Consider the following 21,943-nt stretch of genomic DNA (forward strand, 5'->3'; position numbering starts at 1 on the left):
TCTTTAAGCTCTGCAAAAGCTTCTATAATTGCTGGTTGGCTCATGGAGGTAGATGCACACGCTTGGATTCGCGCTAGGTTATACCACATAGCTCCTACTTTTAGAATGAAATAGCCCTGACTTACATATAGTGCAAAAAGAGACAATACGCCATGCTATTACAAACTTAATAGCAGAGAGCGATCGCATACAAATGGCTGACCAAAATTTCCGAACTGAGTTATCTACATGGATGCGTCCTAGCAGTAGTAAAAGTCACGATGGCATTCCCATTTACGCACATGGTATGGACGAACACTTTGATTTTACGACTCCTTTATTTGCTCTGATCATGCGAAATATTAATATGGGTAATTCTGTGGCAGAACATAGTCGCAAACTATTAGAAAATTTCCCTGCGATCGTAGTCTTAAGTACTCAGACAGATACAGATGTTGATTGGTTGGCAACGGGACAAGCTTTGGAACGGGTATTGTTGCGAGGACAAGCTGTTGGTTTATCTGCATCGTTTTTAAATCAACCAATTCAAATACCAGAATTACGAAATCAACTAAGTAAGCTTCTTGATTGTAAAGGTTATCCACAAATTATCTTGCGTTTAGGTTTTGGTGTCGAGACAAAACCAACACCAAGACGTTCTGTTGATGAGGTAGTTTATTAATAATAGACAGTGGGATGACAGTGCTACCATACTTTTAGCCAACGCAATGATTTTGGTTTAACCAAATTTACTCACCAGAGTATAAAAAATTTTGTGTAACCACTTAAGAGATGGGGTAAAATTCTATCCAGCTTCACGAAGAATTGGTATTGGAGAACTCCACAGAAAGAAATGCCCAATGTCATTCTGAGGAACGAAGAATCTCGCGTAGATGCTACCCTACCCTTCGGGAACCCTCTTCGAGGGAACGGGAAGTCTTTCGCCTACGTTCCTCAGCATGACAACACAGGATCATTCATTTTGTGGCTTACTCTTGGACATCTCCGAAAATTAATGATGCGTTCCCCAGAACCCTTGTAGAGACTGCGAAGTTGCCGCGAAACTTTGCCACGGGGAGTATCCCCGTGGCAAGATTTCGAGAATATTCTGTCCCGGCACATTCGCGTAGCAATGCTACGTCTCTACGTCTTTTCCGGAGATGTCTATTGTGCGATCGCATATGGTGGGGCTTTGCCCATCGCGTGTTACTAATTTACCAAAGTACTTTAAGATTTTATAATTTCTTATTCTATCCTCACAATTTCCTCAAACTCTTTTCCTATGTTGGTAGTAGAGCTAAAACAAAGCTCAACATCAGGAATTAAAAATTAGAGATGGGAGATATAAATTATGTCTTTAATGCATTGGGAACCACTAAAAGAGTTAAATGCCCTCCGTCAGCAAATGAATCGTTTGTTAGATGAAATAACCCATCCACAACAAACCCACGGCAGCTTTCCAAAGCTGGAGGATTTAGCATGGCATCCAGCAATTGAACTCAAAGAAGTAGACAAAGATATACTTGTCAAAATACAAGTACCAGGAATCGATACGAAAGATTTAGACATTCAAGTCAGCGAGAATGCAGTTGCGATCGCAGGTGAATATCAAGAGGAAAAAACCAGCGATAGTAATGGGTTTTACCGCTCTGAGTTTAGTTATGGAAAATTTCAACGTATCATTCCATTACCAGTAAATGTCAAACACGAAGAAGTTAAAGCTGATGTTAAAGACGGTATAGTCACATTAACTTTGCCAAAAGCCGAAACATCTCGACGTGATGTTGTAAAAGTTGATTTGAATATCCAAGAAAAAGCACGGGAAGCAATGACGGAAGAACGCTTGCATGAGCAACATTTACAGGAAACAATGCAGGAACGTGCAACCGAAGAATTGGATCGAAGCACTACTAGTTATATTGCGGAGGAAGCAAGAACCGCAATGACAGAAAAACGCGAACATGAAGAACATTTAGAAGATACTATGCATACCCGTGTTGCCAATGAGTTTGGTGTAGATACAGCTAATAGCTGAGGTTATAGATGCTATTAGGGTAAAGTCGCGATCGAAAAGTCCTTTCTTATTTCTCGCAGGAGACAGTTATGAAAACTAAATATGATACACCAATTCAGCGAGATATATTAATTGCCTATGCTATCACCTTTCTGACAATTATAGGTGGAACAGTATGGTGGGCTTGGATACATTTAGAAATTAACCCTAATAGCAAACAACCAACTACTTCACAAGTGCAGATTTTAGCAAATAGGAATTTACAACCTAAAACAAGCCCAAGTGTTCTATCACCTGTAAATCCTGTAAAAGTCAATAATGTACCACTAGCAAAAGGCACAACTTCAGCCAATACTCAAGTAGTAGAGACAGTAAAATCTACCATTTCAATTAATACACAAACAGAGAAAATTCAACCAAAAACCAATTCAATAATTAATCGAATTGAACCACAAGTTTATTGGTTGCAGCTTGATGGGCAAAATATTCGCTTAGCTCCGCAGAAAATCACTGTCGAAGAAGGAATATCTCCCAAAAGCGCACTTATAAAAGCATTTAATCATCTTTTAAATGCGACTCAAAATGTAAATCTAAGTACAACAATTCCTGCGGGGACTAAATTATTGAGTCTAGAGGTTAATGATAGTAAAATTAATGTCAATCTCTCGAAAGAATTTGCCGAAGGTGGTGGCAGCACCTCAATGATTTATCGAGTAGCTCAAATTATTTATACAGCATCTAGTATTAACCCCAATGCCAAAATCTATTTATTGGTAGAAGGTAAATTACTTGATGAGAATTACCCCCTTGGTGGAGAAGGATTAGTTTTAAGAGAACCCATAACTAGGCAACAACTTGTAGAAGATTTTTCAATTTCATAATTAACTACTGCAAGTGAGAGAGCAATATGAATCATCAAATTCCAGGGAAAATTATTTTTCCTCTTTGGCAATACTTAAATCAGCGATTAAATCAACCAGAAATAGTGATTAATCCATTTTGTTTTTGGCATAACTATAAAATTCAGCGACTCGAATATTGCTGGAATTTAGATAGAATTCAATTTCTCGAAAAATGCTGGGAATTTGAATTGCGTTAACTTGTAATAATTTTTACTTCAATTACTAAAAAATAGAGAACAAAAACATGGCTAATAATACTAACACAACAAGAATTTTTCAATCTCTTAAAGAAGCTCCACAAAAAGTAACTAATTTTATTTTCGGAGCATTTACACGCATTTTTACACCGAGAGATGATAACTATCCCGAAACAGGAACTCAACCATTTGAAGGTGAACCCACAGACAAAAAACATCATTAATCGCTTCGTTTAGTTATGGATGTAGCTTGCTTCAACAGAAGGATGGAGTTAAAAGTAAAGGATTAGTAAATATTAAGCAGGGAAGAAAATTTACACCTAAATTTTCTTCTCCTAGTATTACTTATTACTCCTCAAGTGTTTATGCAATTTTAACTCCTAAATTCTAGATGACTAGGTGGGTTATTTCTACCTAATTCCTCATCTTTAAATTCTAATAACTATCAGAGTGAAATAATGAATTCACACCACCCAATTTGGGCGCTGACTCCACAGGAAATATATAGTAATCTCACAACAACATCCCAAGGAATAAGTGAAACTGAAGCTGATTTACGACTCAAACAATACGGTTATAACGAATTACCAGAACCCCAAACACGACCTTTGATATTACGATTGATTGACCAATTAACGCATTTTATGGCGTTATTATTATGGGTAGCAGGAATACTTGCTTTTATTTCTCAAATTCCCGAATTAGGTTGGGCAATTTGGGCAGTAATTTGGATTAATGCTATCTTCAGTTTTTGGCAAGAATTCCAAACAGAAAAAGCACTGACAGCTTTAAGAAAAGTATTACCCGCTCAAGTCAAAGTTTACCGCGACAATAACCTTTGCCAAATACCTACACGAGAATTAGTCACAGGAGATGTAATTCAATTAGAAGAAGGAGATAAAATATCTGCTGATGCACGACTGATAGAAAGTCAATCGATTTATCTTGATGTATCTATTCTTACTGGAGAATCTTTACCCGTACCGCGATCGATTTAGGAACCGATATGGTTCCCGCTCTCGCATTAGGTGCAGAACGTCCCGAAAGAGGTTCGATGACACAACCACCACGCAAAAAATCCCAGCAATTACTTGATTTACCGCTAATGTTACGTGCCTATTGTTTCTTGGGTTTGCTCGAAGGATTAGCAGGGATGACAGGATTTTTCCTTGTGTGGCTATCCAAGGGCTATGGACTTATGGAATTACAAGCGATCGCACCAAGTATTTTGTCACATTCAGCCACCGCAACAATGACAATTTATCACCAAGCGACAACCATGACACTTGCAGTAATTGTTGCTTGTCAGGATGGAAACTTTTTTGCTTGTCGTTCCGAGAGATTTTCTATTTTTAGATTGGGCTTTTTTACTAATCGTTTCATTTGGCTGGGAATCGCTGTAGAGTGGGTGTTGATTTTATCGATTATTTATTCACCAATTTTACAGAAAATATTTTCAACTGCACCATTACAACTCATACAATGGTTAGCTTTATTGATATGTCCGCCATTTATTTTGTTGGCTGATGAATTGCGGAAAATAGTTGTTATGAATCAGAAAATGGTTGTTTTTAAAAACCAAATTTACCATTAATAATTAAAAAAAACTACTTTTTTATAAAAAGCAGTTTTTTAAAATTTGCAATTACCCCAAAATAGAACATTCATATTTTCTAAAATTGTGTGTTGCGAAGTTAAACAAAATATCTGTCCGTGGAACTCTAGCAATCCTAAATTATTTGTGAGAAATTAAATGAGAAATACAGTATCTAAAATACCTATACAGTAGATATTTTTAATTTCCGTAATTGCTGGTAATTTAATTTGGATTGCTATTGCATAATTGATGCTTTATGAGAATTATTCCTCCTCAATTATCTGAACTTTACTAATTACTAGGACAGCCACGATATTTGATATGATAAATAATCCCAGCACGACGAGTTAAGTCAAGAGAATCAACACTTGCTGCTCCTTTTCCCTTAGCAATCATGGAAGTATTTGCCCGCATGTTTAAACTATCACCACAGCGCGACCAGCTTTCTGCCATTAATTTATCTCGAACTGTGTAGTTCTCTTCACCTCGAATTGTTCTAGAAAAAACTGGTCCCCGTTCACCAGCGAAAAAATATTCAGCTCTGAGTGTTCCACTTGTTTCGGGAGCAATATAGCCTCGATAATCAGCATCGAAAAGGGAAATTTGATAGCCCGAAGGTACTTTAATCGGAATTGTTAAGTTACAAGTTTTACGTCTGTCTCTTGTACTATTTGCTATGGCAGAATAGTTGTCAAATATAACACTCAACTCTTGACCATCTGGACTAACAACTACACTCGCGGTTCCAGCAGAACAACCACTACCACCATAACCCGCACCTATAATTTCAACTTTTGGTGCGGCAATCGCAGTACTCATAAAAGCAGTAATTACCGTAGCTGTAGCTAGAAAACCTCGTACCAATGCGATCGATGTTTTCCGAAAATTCTTATTCATAATCGCCTTCCTTTCTCAAAAGATAGTCTTTTGTTTCTAAGGTTGATATTTGGAAAATCTGTATTTGAGAAACCTGTCGAATTGTTTCAACATGAATAGCTTTCAACAGCATCAAGCTTAGAATTTAATCCTGTAAGTCTACATTCGCCTTTCTATAACATCTTAATTATAAGACTTACAGTGTGTGTTAATTCTATCTAGCAAATAAACTTAGCATTGTTAGAAAAAACTTAGCTGAAATTGGAAGTTTAGGGGTGGAATAATCAGAAGGCTCTTGATATAAAGGTTTTGTTATTTAGTTGAAATTGCTGCGACCACTCAAACTGTTCAGCATCAGTGCAAACAAACTCTACGTTGCTTTCTTTATAGTGCTTCTTGGCATATTTTATCGTCTCTGGGCAGATATCGACCCCAACTACTGCGATCGCACCAGCATGGCTAAGTATTTCTGACTTTTCCCGTTATCTTTCTATCACAGCGATGCGGAAGCCGCCACTATACGTGAACGCGTTCAGGAGTGCTATTCTAAAAGTCCTATTTTCCCGTTGTTATATTCTCATTAAATGTCTTTTATTGATAATAAGACTGTGGACTTAAACCCTTGCTATGTCTATCTTTCCAGACTTAACGGGAAAAGTTAGGTTCTTTATTGTCTCCAGGTCTCTCTCTGACTTGTGAAGCCTTCGGCTACGCTAGCACGAACATAGCTATCAATAATTAGTTCGTATTCGGTCAATATTTCTTGAACTGTTTCATAATCAGAAGCGTTTTTTTTAACTTGTTCAAGCAAACTAGAAGGTAATAATTCTCTCAATAATGCCAACCAGTGGTGAAAAGTTGAATTTGCTGCTTTATTCACTAACACCAAATTGAATACCAAGTATTTGAAATGTCATCATATGCCTAAGATAAAGCTGCATTTAAAATAATTTGTTCCTGCGTAGATAATATTGATTGTCTTCCGCCACCTTTTTTATTTTCCAATGAGGGTTGCTTATTGGTGTGTTCATGGAGATGTTAGCTGTTCTATTCGCTTAAGACTAACATTTATCTACTAGTCGGAAGTTGGGAATTAGTTTTTTTTGAATATATGCGCGATCGCATTTTTCGGCTAAGGAATATTCCACCTTTGGGAGATATTATTCGAGAGAAATCTTCTCTTAATTCCTTCGGTTGGTCATGGATGATTGAATAAGGGAATACCCCGAAGTATTGATGGGATACGAAAATATTGTAGAGTCAAGAAAAGTCCTCAGTAATCCCCGATCGTAACTCACCCTATGACTACCACACCCCTAAGCTGGCAACAACTAGAAACCCTCACAGATTACCAAATAGATACGGTTAATGGTCTCACCAATGCTAAAGCCAGGTTACGCTTGTTTGGGCAACCCGAATCAAATGTGCGGGTAACGCTGTACCGTGATAACCATGCCTGGTGTCCTTACTGTCAAAAAGTTTGGTTATGGCTAGAGGAAAAGCAGATACCCTACCGCATCGAAAAAGTGACAATGTTCTGCTATGGGGAGAAGGAAAGTTGGTACAAACGTAAAGTACCATCAGGAATGCTCCCCGCTATCGAGCTAGATGGGCGGATTATTAAGGAAAGCGATGACATTTTACTCGCTTTGGAAAAGGTTTTTGGTCCATTGAACCAAGGGATGGAAGACCCCACAGTGCTTCCTCTACGTCAATTAGAACGACTTTTATTTAGAGCCTGGTGTACTTGGTTGTGCTATCCAGCAGGTTCCTCCCAACAAGAACAACGCAACCGAGAACAATTTATAGGAGTTGTGGCTAAAGTCGAGGAGGCTTTGGGTAGCACCCCAGGACCTTACTTTCTAGATAGCTTCAGTACCGTCGATGTCATATTTACGCCCTATGTCGAACGGATGAATGCGAGCCTTTACTACTACAAGGGCTACTCCCTGCGTTCGGAAAACCCTCGCTTGAGCGCATGGTTTGCGGCAATGGAAAGCCGGACGACTTATTGCGGAACTCAGAGCGATTTTCACACCCATGTACATGATTTACCTCCACAGATGGGGGGTTGCTGGGAAAATGGTGAAACCCAGATGCTTCTCAATAAAGCGCGGGTGGATAACGGTCCCTGGTTCGGGCTACCAGATGTTGCTTATCCAGAACCCGAAAACTCTCGTATGGAAGCTCTTCAACGAACTATCCAGCACCATGTCAATATTATTCGAGTCAACCCTGCCGATGATAAATTGTTCGACTTAGCACTCCGTTGTGCTTTAACACATATGATGACTGGTGAAGACTGTGTACCTCCATCTGGATCTGATGTCGCTCTGCGATATTTGCGCGATCGCATTAATGTACCGCGAGACATGTCTATCTACGCAGCCAAGCGATTGAGGGAATCTTTGGAGAAAACCGCAGCCCTTGCAGGTGATGGACAGCCAGCCCCGATTCCCACTAAGCATCGACGAGATCAAGACCCGTCTAACTTTATTACTGGAGTTTAGACTAAGGCAGGGGAAAACAGCGCATCAGTAACAATCTGATGCACATCAGTGTGCAGATTGAAAAATGCAACTATTTAAGCTGGCTTAGGTTGCTTTCGAGTGCGAGTTGTAGTTCGTTTTTTAACTACAGGGTAGTTAATTCTACGGTTGTGTGTTTGTTCTGGTGGTGCTGTCCAGAAACATAAATTCGACCGTAAACGTATTATTTTATCAACCTCTATGTCCGCTGTTTTGGTGATGAATGGCGCACATCCATACTCAATATCCCAGCATGAAATTGCTCTACATGGTAGTTGTGGGCATACTTTTTTGAGTTGCCATACTGCCTTTTCAATTGGTGTTTCCCAGCTTGTTACTTGCCCTAAGACTAATTTATGTTCGCTTGACCAAGCACTAACCAGTCTTAGGGCAGTTTTACCTATAACTCTATCATACGAACCTTTAAGCACTTTTCCATCAATTGGAATTACTTTTGCCCCTACTGATTCAACTATCGCTTCTACCCAATCTCGAAAACTTTATTCAAATTCTTTTGGATTAATACGTTCAAATACTCGCCGAAATCTATCTGCACAGGGAATACCTTCTGGTAAAAATAAAAATGTTTTTAGCCACTAATATTTGCTCAATCCATAATTTTCCATGTCCTCCCATCCTTTTGCCCCGGAAATTACAGAAAATACTCCAATAACTAAAATATCAGTTAATACGTGAAGACGTTTTCTTTCTACTTGGAGGTTATCTTGAACATCGACATAAAACTGCTATTGGAATCCAGGTACTGTGGAGAGGTTGGTTAAAATTGCACGACCTTTGTGAGGGTTGGCAGCTTGCAAAAGAGACTGAACGAGAAAAGTCAGGTGAGAAATACGGGATATCTCTTCCTCACAAGTTCCTCAAATTATTCATCTATAACTCAAAGTGAAGCACTATAAAAGCTTCTATCTCCTCTTGCACTAGTGGGTAAGGCTATGCTATCTCCGGTATCTCAAGACACTACAAAAATAGCGATCGCAATCACATCTGGTTATATCCACTCAATCGAAACCTGCGGTACGGTTGATGGTCCTGGCATTCGTTTTGTAATTTTTACTACTGGTTGTCCCTTGCGTTGCCTGTATTGCAGTAATCCCGATTGTCGCTACCTAGAGCATGGGAAGCAGGTGACAGTTGATGAATTGATTGCAGAAATTCAGAAATATACTTCTTATATGAAAGCTTCGGGTGGAGGTGTAACAATTAGTGGTGGAGAGCCTTTATATCAACCAGAGTTTGTGAGAGAGATTTTTCGACGCTGTAAGTCATTGGGAATACATACAGCTTTGGATACATCTGGGTTTTGCGATTTGGAAATAGCAAAGTCTGTATTGGAATTTGTGGATTTAGTGTTACTTGATATTAAGTCATTTGACCCAGCGACTTATACCAAAGTCACGGGTGTTGATATCAAACCGACGCTAATTCTAGCTCAATACTTAAGTGATATAAAGAAAGCAGCATGGATTAGATTTGTATTAGTTCCTGGTTTAACTGATGACCCAGAAAATATATTGGGATTGGCAGAATTCATTACTAAATTGAATAATATTGAGAGGGTTGAAGTTTTACCATTTCATAAAATGGGTGAATATAAATGGGAAGAGCTAGGTTACGAATACCAACTCAAAGAAACTCCATCTCCCACCCCAGAGCAAATAGAAAAAGCATTAGCTATTTTTCACAGCATGGGTATTCTTGCATTTTAAATTGGCAAAAAATTAGTATCATCCTCTGCATTAAAAAACTCATTTATTTAGGTTCACTATGCAAGTCACAAACCTGAAAGAATTGGAATTGCTAGTACAAAATGTCAAAATTGCTCAAGCAGAATATGCTAACTATTCTCAAGAAAAAGTTGATTTTATTTTTAAGCAAGCTGCATTAGCCGCGAATAATCAAAGAATACCACTAGCAAAATTGGCAGTAGAAGAAACAGGTATGGGTATTGTTGAGGATAAGGTAATTAAAAATCACTTTGCCTCTGAATATATCTACAACAAATACAAACATGAAAAAACCTGCGGTGTGATCGAGGAAGATAAAACTTTTGGGATGCAAAAAATAGCCGAACCAGTGGGCATCATTGCAGGGATTGTTCCCGTGACTAACCCCACATCTACAACTATTTTTAAAATATTAATCACCCTAAAAACCCGTAACGGCATTATTATTTCTCCCCATCCCAAAGGCAAAAAATGTGCGATCGCAGCAGCGAAAATTATTCTAGATGCGGCTATTTCTGCTGGTGCTCCCGAAAATATTATCGGTTGGATCGATGAACCAACAGTAGAATTATCGAAAGCATTAATGCAGCATCCAGAAGTCAAGTTAATTTTAGCGACTGGTGGACCGGGAATGGTACATGCTGCCTATTCTTCTGGACATCCGTCTTTAGGTGTGGGTGCGGGAAATACTCCTGCGGTAATTGATGTGTCGGCAGATATTCAAACTGCTGTCAGTTCAATTTTGTTGAGTAAAACTTTTGATAATGGCATGATTTGTGCTTCTGAGCAATCTGTTATTGTTGTCGATGAAATTTACCAACAAGTTAAACAGGAATTTATTTGTCGTGGTGGGTATTTTCTCAATAATCAGGAGAAACATCAACTAGGTAATTTGATTTTAAAAGATGGTAGATTAAATCCGGCAATTGTGGGACAGTCGGTGGAAACTTTAGCAAAACTTGCAGGTATTCAACTAACTCGTGAAGTTTCAGGATGTGGAGAAGATATTTACTGTCCCCTACCAAGTAGTTATAAAACTCTGATTGCCGAAGTCGAAATAATTGGTGCTGCCGAACCTTTTGCTTATGAAAAATTATCACCCATATTAGCGATGTATGGAGCCAAAAATTTCCATGAGGCGGTAAATAAAGCCGAAAAATTGATTGCATTTGGTGGTTCCGGACATACTGCTGTTTTATATACAAATCCAGCGAATTTAGATGATATTAGCTATTTTGAAAATACTGTAAAAACAGGAAGAGTTTTGATAAATACGCCATCATCCCAAGGTGCGATCGGTGATTTATATAATTTCAAATTAGACCCATCCCTCACTTTAGGTTGTGGAACTTGGGGTGGTAATACCATATCTGAGAATGTTGCACCCCATCATCTTCTAAATATCAAAACAGTGTCCCAGCGTCGGGAAAATATGCTGTGGTTTCGTGTCCCCCCAAAAGTATATTTTAAATCTGGGTGTTTACCCGTAGCTTTGCAAGACTTAGCAGGTAAAAAACGAGCATTTATTGTTACAGATAAACCCCTCTTCGATTTAGGAATTGTCGATCGCGTCACCCAAATTTTAGATGAAATTGGTATAAAACACGATGTATTTCACGATGTCGAACCCGATCCAACTTTATCTAATGTTAACCAAGGGTTGGAATTATTGAAAAATTATCAACCAGATGTAATTATTGCCATTGGTGGTGGTTCCCCTATGGATGCAGCCAAAGTGATGTGGTTGATGTACGAGCATCCCGATGTGGAATTTGCTGGCTTTGCCATGCGATTTATGGATATTCGCAAGCGAATTTATGAATTGCCATCATTGGGGGAAAAAGCAATGTTAGTGGCAATTCCGACAACTTCCGGTACTGGTTCGGAGGTGACACCATTTGCAGTTGTCACCGATGAAAAGGTGGGAGTTAAGTATCCTTTGGCTGATTATGCACTAACACCAAATATGGCAATTGTAGACCCAGAATTAGTCTTAAATATGCCGAAAAAGTTAACTGCATACGGTGGAATTGATGCCTTAACCCATGCACTAGAATCTTATGTTTCTGTAATGGCAAGTGAGTTTACAGACGGATTAGCGTTGCAGGCAATAGATTTGTTATTTAGATATTTACCTAGTGCCTATAAAAATGGGAATAATGACCCGGAAGCAAGGGAAAAAGTTCACTATGGGGCAACAATTGCCGGAATGGCATTTGCTAATGCTTTCTTAGGAGTTTGTCACTCAATGGCACATAAATTAGGTGCGACTTTTCATGTTCCTCATGGATTAGCAAATGCCCTAATGATTTCCCATGTCATTCGTTATAATGCTACAGATATTCCCTTTAAACAAGCGATTTTTCCCCAGTACAAATATCCCCATGCAAAACAACGTTACGGGCAAATTGCTGATTTTCTACGATTGGGTGGAGATACCCTTGATGAGAAGGTGGAAAAGTTAGTAGAAGCAGTGGAAAATCTCAAACAGAAACTGGATATTCCTCTAACCATTAAAGAGGCATTGGGGGATGATGAGAAAGCTTTTTATAGTAGTCTAGAAGTCATGGCAGAACAAGCGTTTGATGACCAATGTACGGGGGCAAATCCCCGCTATCCATTAATTAATGACTTGAAGGAATTGTACGTTTTAGCTTATTGTGGTTGTCGTACTGATGCGGCACTTTTCCATAAAGATGAATCAGGTATTTTAGAATTAGAAAAAGTATGATTTTCTCACAGAGAGAGTAGGAGTTACTTATGCAAAAGCCAATTAAGATTGCTTCAGATCGTGCTTATGATATACTCCGTTCCCAACATCATCCCCTTGATGTAATTTTTGCACCCAAAAACGTTGCCGTTATAGGTGCGTCGGAAAAAGAAGGTAGTGTGGGAAGAACTTTGTTGTGGAATCTCATCAGTCATCCTTTTGGGGGAACTGTTTTCCCTGTCAATCCCAAACATAATAGTATTCTCGGTATCAAAGCTTACCCAAATATTGCGGCAGTTCCTGAAGTTGTAGACTTGGCAATTATTGCTACTCCGGCTGTAACAGTACCTAGTGTAATTGCGGAATGTGTGGATGCGGGAGTAAAAGGCGCGATCGCAATTTCGGCTGGGTTTAGGGAAACGGGAAATGCTGGTATAGAACTGGAAGAGCGTGTCTTGGAACAATTGCGTCGCAGTCAAATGCGGTTAATTGGTCCCAACTGTTTGGGAATTATCAATCCCCATATTGGTTTAAATGCTAGCTTTGCTGGGAGTATGGCACTGCCTGGAAAAGTCGGATTTATCAGCCAAAGTGGGGCATTATGTAGTGCTATTTTGGATTGGAGTTTTCATGAGAATGTAGGTTTTAGTGCTTTTATTTCTATTGGTTCCATGCTTGATGTGGATTGGGGCGATATAATTTACTACCTGGGCGATGACCCACACACAGAAAGTATTTTAATTTACATGGAATCGATTGGAAATGCGCGATCGTTTCTTTCGGCAGCGCGGGAAGTTGCCCTGACAAAACCAATTATAGTTATCAAAGCTGGACGCACGGAAGCCGCAGCGAAAGCAGCAACATCCCATACAGGAGCATTAGTGGGGAGCGATGCGGTGTTTGATGCAGCATTGCGACGCTGTGGGGTATTACGAGTCGATCGCATTTCTGAATTATTCGACATGGCAGAGGTATTGGCAAAACAACCCCGTCCCCAAGGTAAACGGATGACAATTATTACCAATGCGGGAGGACCAGGAGTACTGGCAACGGATGCGTTGATTTCTGGGGGAGGAGAACTGGCGGAATTAACAGTAGAAACTCGTAATAATTTAAATGAATTGATACCTAAAAATGGCAACCATAATAACCCGATTGACCTGTTGGGGGATGCGAAACCAAGTAGTTATGAGAAGACTTTGGAAATTGTGAGCCGGGATAAAAATACTGATGCAATATTGGTAATTTTGACACCACAGGCAATGACGAACCCTACGCATACAGCAAAACTTTTAGCTGTTTATAGCAAAATTGGCAAACCAGTTTTAGCAAGTTGGATGGGTGATGCAGACATCGAAGCTGGGGCAGAAATTCTCAATCAAGCTGGAATTCCTACGTTTCCCTATCCCGATACTGCTACCCGTATTTTTAATTATATGTGGCATTATAGTTATAATTTGCGGAGTTTGTATGAAACTCCTGTGTTTACTGAAGCAGAAGTCGAATTTTCTCAGCGAGAAAAAGTGAGAGATATGATTCAAGCAATACGTCATTCGGGAAGATATTTGCTAACAGAAGTTGAGTCAAAAGAAGTGTTTGCTGCTTATGGAATTCCATCTGTAGAAACCTATCTAGCTACAACAATAGATGAGGCAATTCAAGTAGCTGATAAAATTGGTTATCCGGTGGTTATAAAAGTCTATTCTTACACAATTATCCATAAATCTGATGTGGATGGAGTACATTTAAATTTATGTTGTGGGAATGCTGTTAAGGAAGCGTATCAAGCTATTCAAGCATCGGTGAAAGAGAAGGTTGGAGAAGGTCATTTTATTGGGGTGACTATTCAACCAATGGTGGATTTAAAAAATAGCTATGAATTAATTTTAGGTAGTAGTATTGATGCTCAATTTGGTCCAGTTTTACTGTTTGGAATGGGAGGTCAATTAGTTGAAGTATTTGAAGACACGGTATTGGGATTGCCTCCACTGAATACTACCTTGGCACGGAGAATGATGGAACAAACCCGAATTTATAAAGCATTACAAGGAGTCAGAGAAAGAAAAGCGATCGCATTGGATGAATTAGAACAAGTTTTGGTTCGTTTTAGCCATTTAGTTGTGGAACAGTTAGGGATTAAAGAAATAGATATTAATCCACTTTTGGCAAAGCCAGGTGTTGTTAATTCCCTGGTAGCATTGGATGGGAGAATTATACTCCACGATAGTAATGTAGATATTAAGCAATTACCGAAACCCGCAATTCGTCCCTATCCAATACAATATATTTCAGCATGGAAAATGAAAAATGGGATGGAAATCACTATACGTCCCATTCGTCCCGAAGATGAGCCATTAATGATTAAATTTCATCAAACTCTATCCGAACAAAGCATTTATTTTCGATATTTTCATCTGATTAAACTTAGTCAACGTATTGCCCACGAACGGTTAACAAGATTATGTTTTATCGATTACGATCGCGAAATGGCTTTAGTTGCTGATTATGATAACCCAGACACTGGTCAAAATGAAATTTTAGCTGTTGGTCGATTGAGTAAATTACATGGAACAAATCAAGCTGAGTTTGCCTTGATAGTAGCAGATAAATATCAATGTCAGGGGTTAGGAAGGGAATTATTACAACGTTTGTTACAAGTTGGTAGGGATGAGAATTTAAGTGAAATAAATGCAGAGATTTTGTTAGAAAATCACGAAATGCAGCAAGTATGCAAAAAAGTAGGATTTGCGATTCAGCGTACAGCAGATGCTTCTGTGGTGAAAGCTGCGATCGCATTGTAAAATTTTTTCTTTGTTTTCCTTTTTCACAGCTTTTCTATCTTCACAAGTTCCTCAACATCCCGATCTATAACTAAAGGTGGAACATCAAAGTTTAGGGGAATTGCTCGTGTTATTACAATGGCATGGTTTTCAATCTGGTAGATGGATGAAAGAAATTAATCTCCGCAATTTCATCCAAACTAATTATAGTCCTTATACTGGTGACGAATCTTTTTTAACAACTACAAGCGATCGCACTCAAGCACTGTGGAAAAAAGTTTCTGATTTAATGGCAATTGAACGGGAAAAAGGGATTTTAGATACCGACACTGAGGTTGTTTCTACTATTACCTCCCACCATCCTGGTTATATTGATCGCGAACTCGAACAAATTGTTGGTTTGCAAACGGAAAAACCCCTGAAACGGTCAATAATGCCATTTGGTGGTATTCGTGTAGTCAAAGACTCCTTAGAAGCTTATGGTTATCAACTTAACCCCAAAACAGCAGAGATATTCACCAAATACCGCAAAACCCACAACGATGGGGTATTTGATGCTTATACCAGTGAAATGCGTTTAGCTCGTCACTCTGGAATTATTACTGGATTACCCGACGCTTACGGACGAGGTAGAATTATTGGGGATTATCGACGAGTAACTTTATATGGTGTTGATGCCCTGATTGAAGATAAGAAAGCTCAACTTGAATCCCTAGAATTGGATGTTATTGACGAAAATATTATCCGTCTGCGGGAGGAAATTTCCGAACAGATTCAAGCTCTGTTTGAACTCAAGGAAATGGCAGCAAGCTATGGATTTGACATCAGTTACCCAGCCGCTAATGCCAAAGAAGCATTGCAGTGGTTATATTTTGCCTATTTAGCTGCTGTGAAAGAACAAAATGGTGCAGCAATGTCACTGGGAAGAGTTTCCACTTTTCTTGACATCTACTTTGAACGGGATTTGCAACAAGGTAAGATTACTGAATCAGAATTACAAGAACTGATCGACCATTTCGTCATGAAATTGCGGATGGTGCGATTCTTACGTACTCCAGACTATAACGCATTATTTTCCGGAGACCCAACTTGGGTAACAGAATGTGTTGGTGGAATGGGTGAAGATGGTAGACCATTGGTGACAAAAACCAGTTTCCGAATGCTTCATACCCTGGAAAACTTAGGAGCAGCACCAGAACCTAATTTAACTGTGTTGTGGTCAGAAGATTTACCCAAACCCTTCAAAAATTACTGTGCAAATACATCTATTAATACCAGTTCAATTCAGTACGAAAACGACGATATCATGCGATCGCACTGGGGTGATGATTATGCGATCGCTTGTTGTGTTTCGGCAATGCGAATTGGTAAGCAAATGCAGTTTTTTGGTGCCCGTGTTAATTTAGCCAAATGCTTGTTATACGCTATCAATGGTGGTAAAGATGAAAATTCCGGCGAACAAGTGGCATTAGAAACCGCACCTATTACCTCAGAATACTTAGACTATAACGAAGTTTGGCACAAATTTGAACGGATGATGGCATGGTTAGCAAAGACTTACATCAATACCCTGAATGTCATCCACTACATGCACGATAAATACTGTTACGAACGTTTAGAAATGGCATTGCACGATCGCGATGTCTTCCGGACAATGGCATGTGGTATTGCTGGATTGTCGGTTGTCACCGATGCTTTATCTGCAATCAAATACAGCAAAGTCAAAGTTTTGCGAAACGAAAGTGGATTAGCAGTTGATTATCAGATTGAAGGGGATTTTCCCAAATACGGAAATAATGATGATCGCGTTGATGAAATTGCGGTGCATTTAGTCACCAGGTTCATGAGCGAACTTCGCAAACATCCAACCTATCGCCATGCCACTCCCACACAATCAGTATTAACTATTACATCAAATGTCGTTTACGGTAAGAAAACGGGAAATACACCCGATGGTCGTAAAGCTGGAGAACCCTTTGCACCAGGAGCAAACCCCATGCATGGACGGGATAGCAAAGGTGCGATCGCATCTCTGGCATCGGTAGCAAAAATACCTTATGACTACGCACAAGACGGGATTTCTAACACGTTCTCAATCGTACCTGCTGCCCTTGGAAAGCAAGAAGCAGACCAAATTAACAATCTTGTGGGAATGCTCGATGGTTATTTCCACGATGGAGGACACCATATCAATGTTAATGTCATGAACCGCGAAACCTTAATGGATGCGATGGAACATCCTGAGTTGTATCCCCAATTGACAATTAGGGTATCGGGTTACGCAGTCAACTTTATTAAGTTAACCCGTGAGCAACAACTTGATGTGATTAAGAGAACATTCCACGAAAGCTTCTAATGAGGTGTTTATACAAAAAAAAGCGTTGCATAAATGCGGGATGATTTAGCTTAATTTCTCACAGCATTTTAGGTATTTTAGCACTCAGTTTATCCCTAAAATCAGCAACGCCTTTGAAAGCTATTTTCTTGCTCTTACTAAGTAAAAACTACATCCGCTGTGTATCCAGGTTACAAAAGATTATGGTTCATCCAGCCAATTCCAACTTAATCAAAGGGTTATCAGAATCAGAAGCGGCTATTAAACTGAAACAAGAAGGTTATAACGAACTTCCATCCAGCAAGCAGAGAGGTTTTTTGATTATTGCTTGGGAAATTATCAAAGACCCAATTTTCTTGCTACTCGTTGCTTGTGGTATCATTTATTTTGCCTTGGGTGATATACAGGAAGCACTGATACTAGTTGGTTTTGTTTTCTTTATTATGGGCATTAGCCTTTACCAAGAAACCAAGACAGAAAGAGCATTAGAAGCATTACAAGACCTTTCCAGTCCCCGTGCGTTGGTGATTCGAGGTGGACAGCAAAAACGCATAGCTGGTCGAGAAGTCGTATGCGGAGATGTTGTAATTTTAGCAGAGGGAGACAGGGTTCCTGCTGATGCAATTTTACTGGATTGTACCCACCTTTCGGTTGATGAATCCCTATTAACAGGAGAATCCTTAGCAGTAAAGAAATTAGCGATCGCAGCAGGGGCGAATGATGAATTTGCTCGTCCGGGTGGTGATAATTTACCTTTTGTGTATTCTGGGACATTAGTTGTCCAAGGTCAAGGAGTTGCCCAGGTGAAAGCAACAGGTAGCCGTACGGAAATCGGTAAAATTGGTAAAGCATTGCAAGGATTGGAACCAGAACAAACTGCGTTGCAAAAAGAAATAGGTCGGTTAGTTAAAAATTTGGCGATTGTTGCTTTAGCGATTTGTGCTGTGGTGGTTGTTGTTTATGGGCTAACTAGGGGTGATTGGCTGAAAGGTTTGTTGGCTGGAATTACCTTAGCGATGGCAATTTTACCCAATGAATTTCCTGTAGTTGTCACCATTTTTCTCGCTTTAGGGGCTTGGCGTATTGCCCAAAAACAAGTTTTAACTAGGCGCGTACCTGCCGTAGAAACTCTGGGTTCAGCAACAGTTTTGTGTGTTGATAAAACAGGGACGTTGACTCTCAATCAAATGTCTGTACAGCAGTTATATCCTTGGAGTCGAGACGGGATATCTGAAAACCTCTGCGATTTAAACCTTCACGCCCAAGAACCATTGCCAGAAGCAGTCCATCCCCTAGTGGAGTTTAGCATTCTTGCTAGTCATAAAGACCCCTTTGACCCGATGGAAAAAGCCTTTAAGCAATTGGGCGATCGCTATTTAGCGCCAACGGAACATATCCACCATGATTGGACTTTGCTCAAAGAGTATCCTCTATCACCTCAGTTGTTGGCAATGTCTCAAGTGTGGGAAACAGCCGATGGTGAGAACTGCGTCATTGCTGCCAAAGGCGCACCGGAAGCAGTTGCCGACCTGTGCCATTTTACGCGAGAGCAAATACGGGTATTAACGACTCAAGTCAATCAAATGGCAAATGAGGGTTTACGGGTTTTAGGAGTTGCCAAGGCTTCTCTGAAAGACCCAGCACCGGCTTTTCTTCCTCCCCATCCTTCCCTCAGTCCTGACCATTTACCCGATATACAACATGACTTTGCTTTTGAATTTGTGGGGTTGGTGGCACTAGCTGACCCAATTCGCCCAACCGTCGCCCAAGCCATTCAAGAATGTTACACGGCTGGTATCAGGGTAATGATGATTACAGGTGATTATCCAGGTACTGCCCAAAATATCGCCCGTCAAATTGGCTTGATGCAGATGGCTGACATAATTACCGGGCAAGAATTGGATGGGATGAGTGATATGGAATTACAACGACGTATCCCCAGTACTAATATATTTGCACGGGTAGTACCAGAACAGAAACTGCGGATAGTCAATGCCCTGAAAGCTAATGGTGAAGTTGTGGCGATGACAGGGGATGGTGTTAACGATGCACCCGCATTAAAGTCTGCAAATATTGGCATTGCAATGGGGGGACGGGGTACAGATGTAGCGAGGGAGTCAGCAGCATTGGTGTTACTTGATGATGACTTTTCGTCGATTGTGGCAGCAGTGAAACTGGGACGGCGGATTTTTGACAATCTGAAAAAAGCAATGGCTTATTTACTCGCCATTCATGTACCCATTGCCGGGATGTCACTGATACCAGTGTTATTAAAACTACCTTTAGTAATGCTACCTGTCCATGTTGCCTTTCTACATCTAATTATTGACCCAGCTTGTTCTGTTGTTTTGGAAGCAGAACCCGCAGAAGCTAATGTCATGAATCGTCCACCTCGCAATCCTAAAGAACCTGCATTTGGCAAATACAATTTGGGTTTAGCATTACTTCAAGGTACGGGAATCTTGGTGATTCTAATCGCAATTTACCTGATTTCTCTTTACCGAGGGCAGGGAGAATTAGATGCGAGGGCATTAACCTTTACAGCATTACTGCTTGCTAACTTAGGTTTAATTGTCAGTGAGCGTGATTCAAATCCTATCAGTTTAGCAACACTTAAGTCTCCCAATCCAGCTTTTTGGTGGGTAATAGGGGGTGGATTAGTATTTTTATGGATGGTACTGTACGTGCCATTTTTACGGCATCTATTCCGTTTCTCGTACTTACATCCCATCGATTTGGCGATTTGTTTAGCTGCTGGGATAATCTGCTTTTTCTGGTTTGAATTGTTGAAAATCTTTTCAAGGAGAAAGAAATAGCAGAAATCAATCACGGCATCAATGATTAATTTGATTAATTTGATTAATTTGGTGTTAATACCAATTCTATGTGAGGCTGCACATTATGTGACCCCTCCATACCTCCCCTTAGCAAGGGGAGGTGCCACAGGCGGAGGGGTTCTTTCTATGCATCTTCAATATTAAAATGGTATAACAAGTTAATCAAACTCAGGCAACTTTCCCCATCCTCACAACTTCCTCAAATTAATCTCCTATAACCATAAATAATAGGGGAAGAGGAAACCACTATGAACCGACGCAAACTCAACCAACGGAATAGCTTTGGCTTATGGGAGCGTTGGGTACTACAAAGTGCGATCGCTCAAATCATTGGTTTGACAATTGTTGGGATAGCAAGTGCTGTAGTTAACCGTATGGGTTATATTCAGGGTATTTTTACCTTTATTGGTATTTTAGAAGGAACAGTTCTCGGATTTACTCAATGGCTTGTTTTGCGTCGCTATATCCGACATTCAACTCAATGGATATTTGCCACGATAATTGGTGGTTTATTGGCTTGGTTTACGGGATTAACTATTAGTGTATTGATGGCATTTACTTTTGCTGGAGCATCTGGAAATTACGTAAATATAACATTTATTAAAGGATTAATTTTGCTAGGGATGGGAATAGGAGGAGTGTTAGGGTTTTGTCAGTGGTTAGCGATTAGAACCCAAATTCGTTATGGTGTTTGGTGGATATTTGCCAATGCGATCGCCTGGAGTTTGGGTTTACTTGTCGCATATTTTGGAGCAGGAGCGATCGAAGAAAAATTAGGTATTCAAACAGCACTTACTACCGTTGCCACAGGTGGAGTTATGGGGGTTGTAATTGGTTCCATAACGGGAATTGCTTTGATTTGGTTATTAAAACCACGGCTGAAAAAGTCATGAGGATTTTTGTGAGGAATTTTTCAATTTTCTAAAACTAGTATAGGAAAAATAATATTGAGGAATAGTCATGAAATATCAAAAAATTCTTGTTGCAATGGATAACTCTATCCAATCTTCAAAAGTTTTCCAAGAAGCACTAGACATTGCTCAGAAATGTGGTGGTGAATTGATGCTATTTAATTGTCTTAATAACTTTTTTCCAAGTGAGTCAATTATATCGATTGGAACAATTGGAGATGTTGATATATACGGCACTTTTAAACAGCAGCATAAACAGCGTTTGCAACAAGAATTAGAGAAGACTCAAGCTTGGTTAGAAGTCTATTCTCAGCAAGCCAACATGAGAAAAGTGTCGGCAACATTCACATATAAATATGGTGATTCTGGTAAGGAGGTTTGTAATCTAGCACGCTCATGGAAGGCAGATTTAATCGTACTAGGTTGTAGAGGATACAGAGGGATTACAGAACTTTTACTCGGTAGTGTGAGTAACTATGTTCTCCATCATGCCCCCTGTAATGTATTAGTTGTACAAGAAAAGGTATTACCT

General features: G+C 39.7%; 22 protein-coding genes. 16 read left to right on the forward strand and 6 right to left on the reverse strand.

Annotated elements, in window-relative coordinates:
- Positions 1-130 precede the first annotated feature (130 nt).
- The gene (locus tag CK510_RS07990; protein WP_211293125.1) at positions 131-661 is read left to right on the forward strand and encodes a nitroreductase family protein; all 531 of its coding nucleotides are present in this window, start codon (positions 131-133) and stop codon (positions 659-661) included.
- Between the two features lie 307 nt (positions 662-968).
- Here the strand turns inward: CK510_RS07990 and CK510_RS30885 are convergent, their stop codons facing one another.
- A complete protein-coding gene (locus tag CK510_RS30885) occupies positions 969-1,160 on the reverse strand; it encodes a hypothetical protein (RefSeq protein WP_143289246.1) in 192 nt (63 codons plus the stop codon).
- A gap of 170 nt (positions 1,161-1,330) precedes the next feature.
- Between CK510_RS30885 and CK510_RS07995 the strand changes: the two genes are divergently transcribed.
- From CK510_RS07995 to CK510_RS33290, 6 genes are all read left to right on the forward strand, one after another.
- Positions 1,331-2,014: an Hsp20/alpha crystallin family protein gene (locus CK510_RS07995; protein ID WP_095721203.1), complete on the forward strand. Its 684-nt coding sequence runs from the start codon at positions 1,331-1,333 to the stop codon at positions 2,012-2,014.
- 68 nt (positions 2,015-2,082) lie between these two features.
- Entirely contained in the window at positions 2,083-2,874 is a 792-nt protein-coding gene (locus CK510_RS08000) for a GerMN domain-containing protein (protein WP_095721204.1), read from the forward strand.
- Between the two features lie 26 nt (positions 2,875-2,900).
- Positions 2,901-3,092 (forward strand): hypothetical protein, encoded by a 192-nt coding sequence (locus CK510_RS08005; protein WP_095721205.1) that lies wholly within the window; start codon positions 2,901-2,903, stop codon positions 3,090-3,092.
- A gap of 47 nt (positions 3,093-3,139) precedes the next feature.
- Positions 3,140-3,316, forward strand: coding sequence for a hypothetical protein (locus tag CK510_RS32325; RefSeq protein ID WP_169927010.1), 177 nt, complete (start codon positions 3,140-3,142; stop codon positions 3,314-3,316).
- A gap of 234 nt (positions 3,317-3,550) precedes the next feature.
- Positions 3,551-4,090, forward strand: coding sequence for a cation-transporting P-type ATPase (locus CK510_RS33285; protein ID WP_245911933.1), 540 nt, complete (start codon positions 3,551-3,553; stop codon positions 4,088-4,090).
- 8 nt (positions 4,091-4,098) lie between these two features.
- Positions 4,099-4,686, forward strand: a complete 588-nt coding sequence (locus tag CK510_RS33290; RefSeq protein WP_245911935.1) for a cation transporting ATPase C-terminal domain-containing protein — start codon at positions 4,099-4,101, stop codon at positions 4,684-4,686.
- 294 nt (positions 4,687-4,980) lie between these two features.
- On the opposite strand, the gene CK510_RS08015 is transcribed toward CK510_RS33290, so the two are convergent.
- The 4 genes from CK510_RS08015 to CK510_RS34360 all read right to left on the reverse strand — a co-directional run bounded on the left by CK510_RS08015 (position 4,981) and on the right by CK510_RS34360 (position 6,506).
- The gene (locus CK510_RS08015) at positions 4,981-5,586 is read right to left on the reverse strand and encodes a DUF4360 domain-containing protein (protein ID WP_095721206.1); all 606 of its coding nucleotides are present in this window, start codon (positions 5,584-5,586) and stop codon (positions 4,981-4,983) included.
- A gap of 263 nt (positions 5,587-5,849) precedes the next feature.
- Positions 5,850-6,032, reverse strand: a complete 183-nt coding sequence (locus CK510_RS34355) for a methyltransferase domain-containing protein (protein WP_095721214.1) — start codon at positions 6,030-6,032, stop codon at positions 5,850-5,852.
- 200 nt (positions 6,033-6,232) lie between these two features.
- On the reverse strand, positions 6,233-6,451 hold the full coding sequence (locus CK510_RS08025; protein WP_245911937.1) for a hypothetical protein: 219 nt from the start codon (positions 6,449-6,451) through the stop codon (positions 6,233-6,235).
- Positions 6,438-6,506 carry a transposase family protein gene (locus CK510_RS34360; RefSeq protein ID WP_373695788.1) on the reverse strand — a complete coding sequence of 23 codons (69 nt, stop codon included), beginning with the start codon at positions 6,504-6,506 and terminating at the stop codon, positions 6,438-6,440. Before CK510_RS34360 ends, CK510_RS08025 begins: the two co-directional genes overlap by 14 nt.
- Before the next feature lie 360 nt (positions 6,507-6,866).
- On the opposite strand from CK510_RS34360, the gene CK510_RS08030 reads away from it, so the two are divergent.
- Together CK510_RS08030 and CK510_RS34575 are read left to right on the forward strand one after the other, a co-directional pair.
- Complete coding sequence (locus CK510_RS08030) at positions 6,867-8,075, forward strand: glutathione S-transferase family protein (protein ID WP_095721207.1); 1,209 nt, start codon at positions 6,867-6,869, stop codon at positions 8,073-8,075.
- Between the two features lie 219 nt (positions 8,076-8,294).
- A complete protein-coding gene (locus CK510_RS34575; protein ID WP_095721208.1) occupies positions 8,295-8,693 on the forward strand; it encodes a hypothetical protein in 399 nt (132 codons plus the stop codon).
- Here the strand turns inward: CK510_RS34575 and CK510_RS34580 are convergent.
- Positions 8,690-8,773 (reverse strand): hypothetical protein, encoded by an 84-nt coding sequence (locus CK510_RS34580; protein ID WP_095721215.1) that lies wholly within the window; start codon positions 8,771-8,773, stop codon positions 8,690-8,692. The genes CK510_RS34575 and CK510_RS34580 overlap by 4 nt on opposite strands.
- Positions 8,774-9,046: 273 nt before the next feature.
- Between CK510_RS34580 and pflA the strand changes: the two genes are divergently transcribed.
- From pflA to CK510_RS08080, 7 genes are all read left to right on the forward strand, one after another.
- The gene (gene pflA, locus CK510_RS08050) at positions 9,047-9,820 is read left to right on the forward strand and encodes a pyruvate formate-lyase-activating protein (RefSeq protein ID WP_211293126.1); all 774 of its coding nucleotides are present in this window, start codon (positions 9,047-9,049) and stop codon (positions 9,818-9,820) included.
- Between the two features lie 58 nt (positions 9,821-9,878).
- Positions 9,879-12,569, forward strand: a complete 2,691-nt coding sequence (gene adhE / locus CK510_RS08055) for a bifunctional acetaldehyde-CoA/alcohol dehydrogenase (protein ID WP_095721209.1) — start codon at positions 9,879-9,881, stop codon at positions 12,567-12,569.
- Between the two features lie 29 nt (positions 12,570-12,598).
- A complete protein-coding gene (locus CK510_RS08060; RefSeq protein ID WP_095721210.1) occupies positions 12,599-15,349 on the forward strand; it encodes a bifunctional acetate--CoA ligase family protein/GNAT family N-acetyltransferase in 2,751 nt (916 codons plus the stop codon).
- A 76-nt stretch (positions 15,350-15,425) separates the two neighbouring features.
- Positions 15,426-17,684, forward strand: coding sequence for a formate C-acetyltransferase (gene pflB / locus CK510_RS08065; RefSeq protein WP_281256992.1), 2,259 nt, complete (start codon positions 15,426-15,428; stop codon positions 17,682-17,684).
- A 182-nt stretch (positions 17,685-17,866) separates the two neighbouring features.
- Complete coding sequence (locus CK510_RS08070; protein WP_095721211.1) at positions 17,867-20,479, forward strand: cation-translocating P-type ATPase; 2,613 nt, start codon at positions 17,867-17,869, stop codon at positions 20,477-20,479.
- 269 nt (positions 20,480-20,748) lie between these two features.
- Positions 20,749-21,393, forward strand: coding sequence for a hypothetical protein (locus tag CK510_RS08075; protein WP_095721212.1), 645 nt, complete (start codon positions 20,749-20,751; stop codon positions 21,391-21,393).
- A gap of 67 nt (positions 21,394-21,460) precedes the next feature.
- Positions 21,461-21,943, forward strand: a 483-nt coding sequence (locus tag CK510_RS08080) for a universal stress protein (RefSeq protein ID WP_095721213.1), incomplete at its 3' end; no start/stop codon positions are given.

Origin of the sequence: Brunnivagina elsteri CCALA 953, from assembly GCF_002289455.1 — a bacterium.
GTDB classification, from domain to species: domain Bacteria; phylum Cyanobacteriota; class Cyanobacteriia; order Cyanobacteriales; family Nostocaceae; genus Brunnivagina; species Brunnivagina elsteri.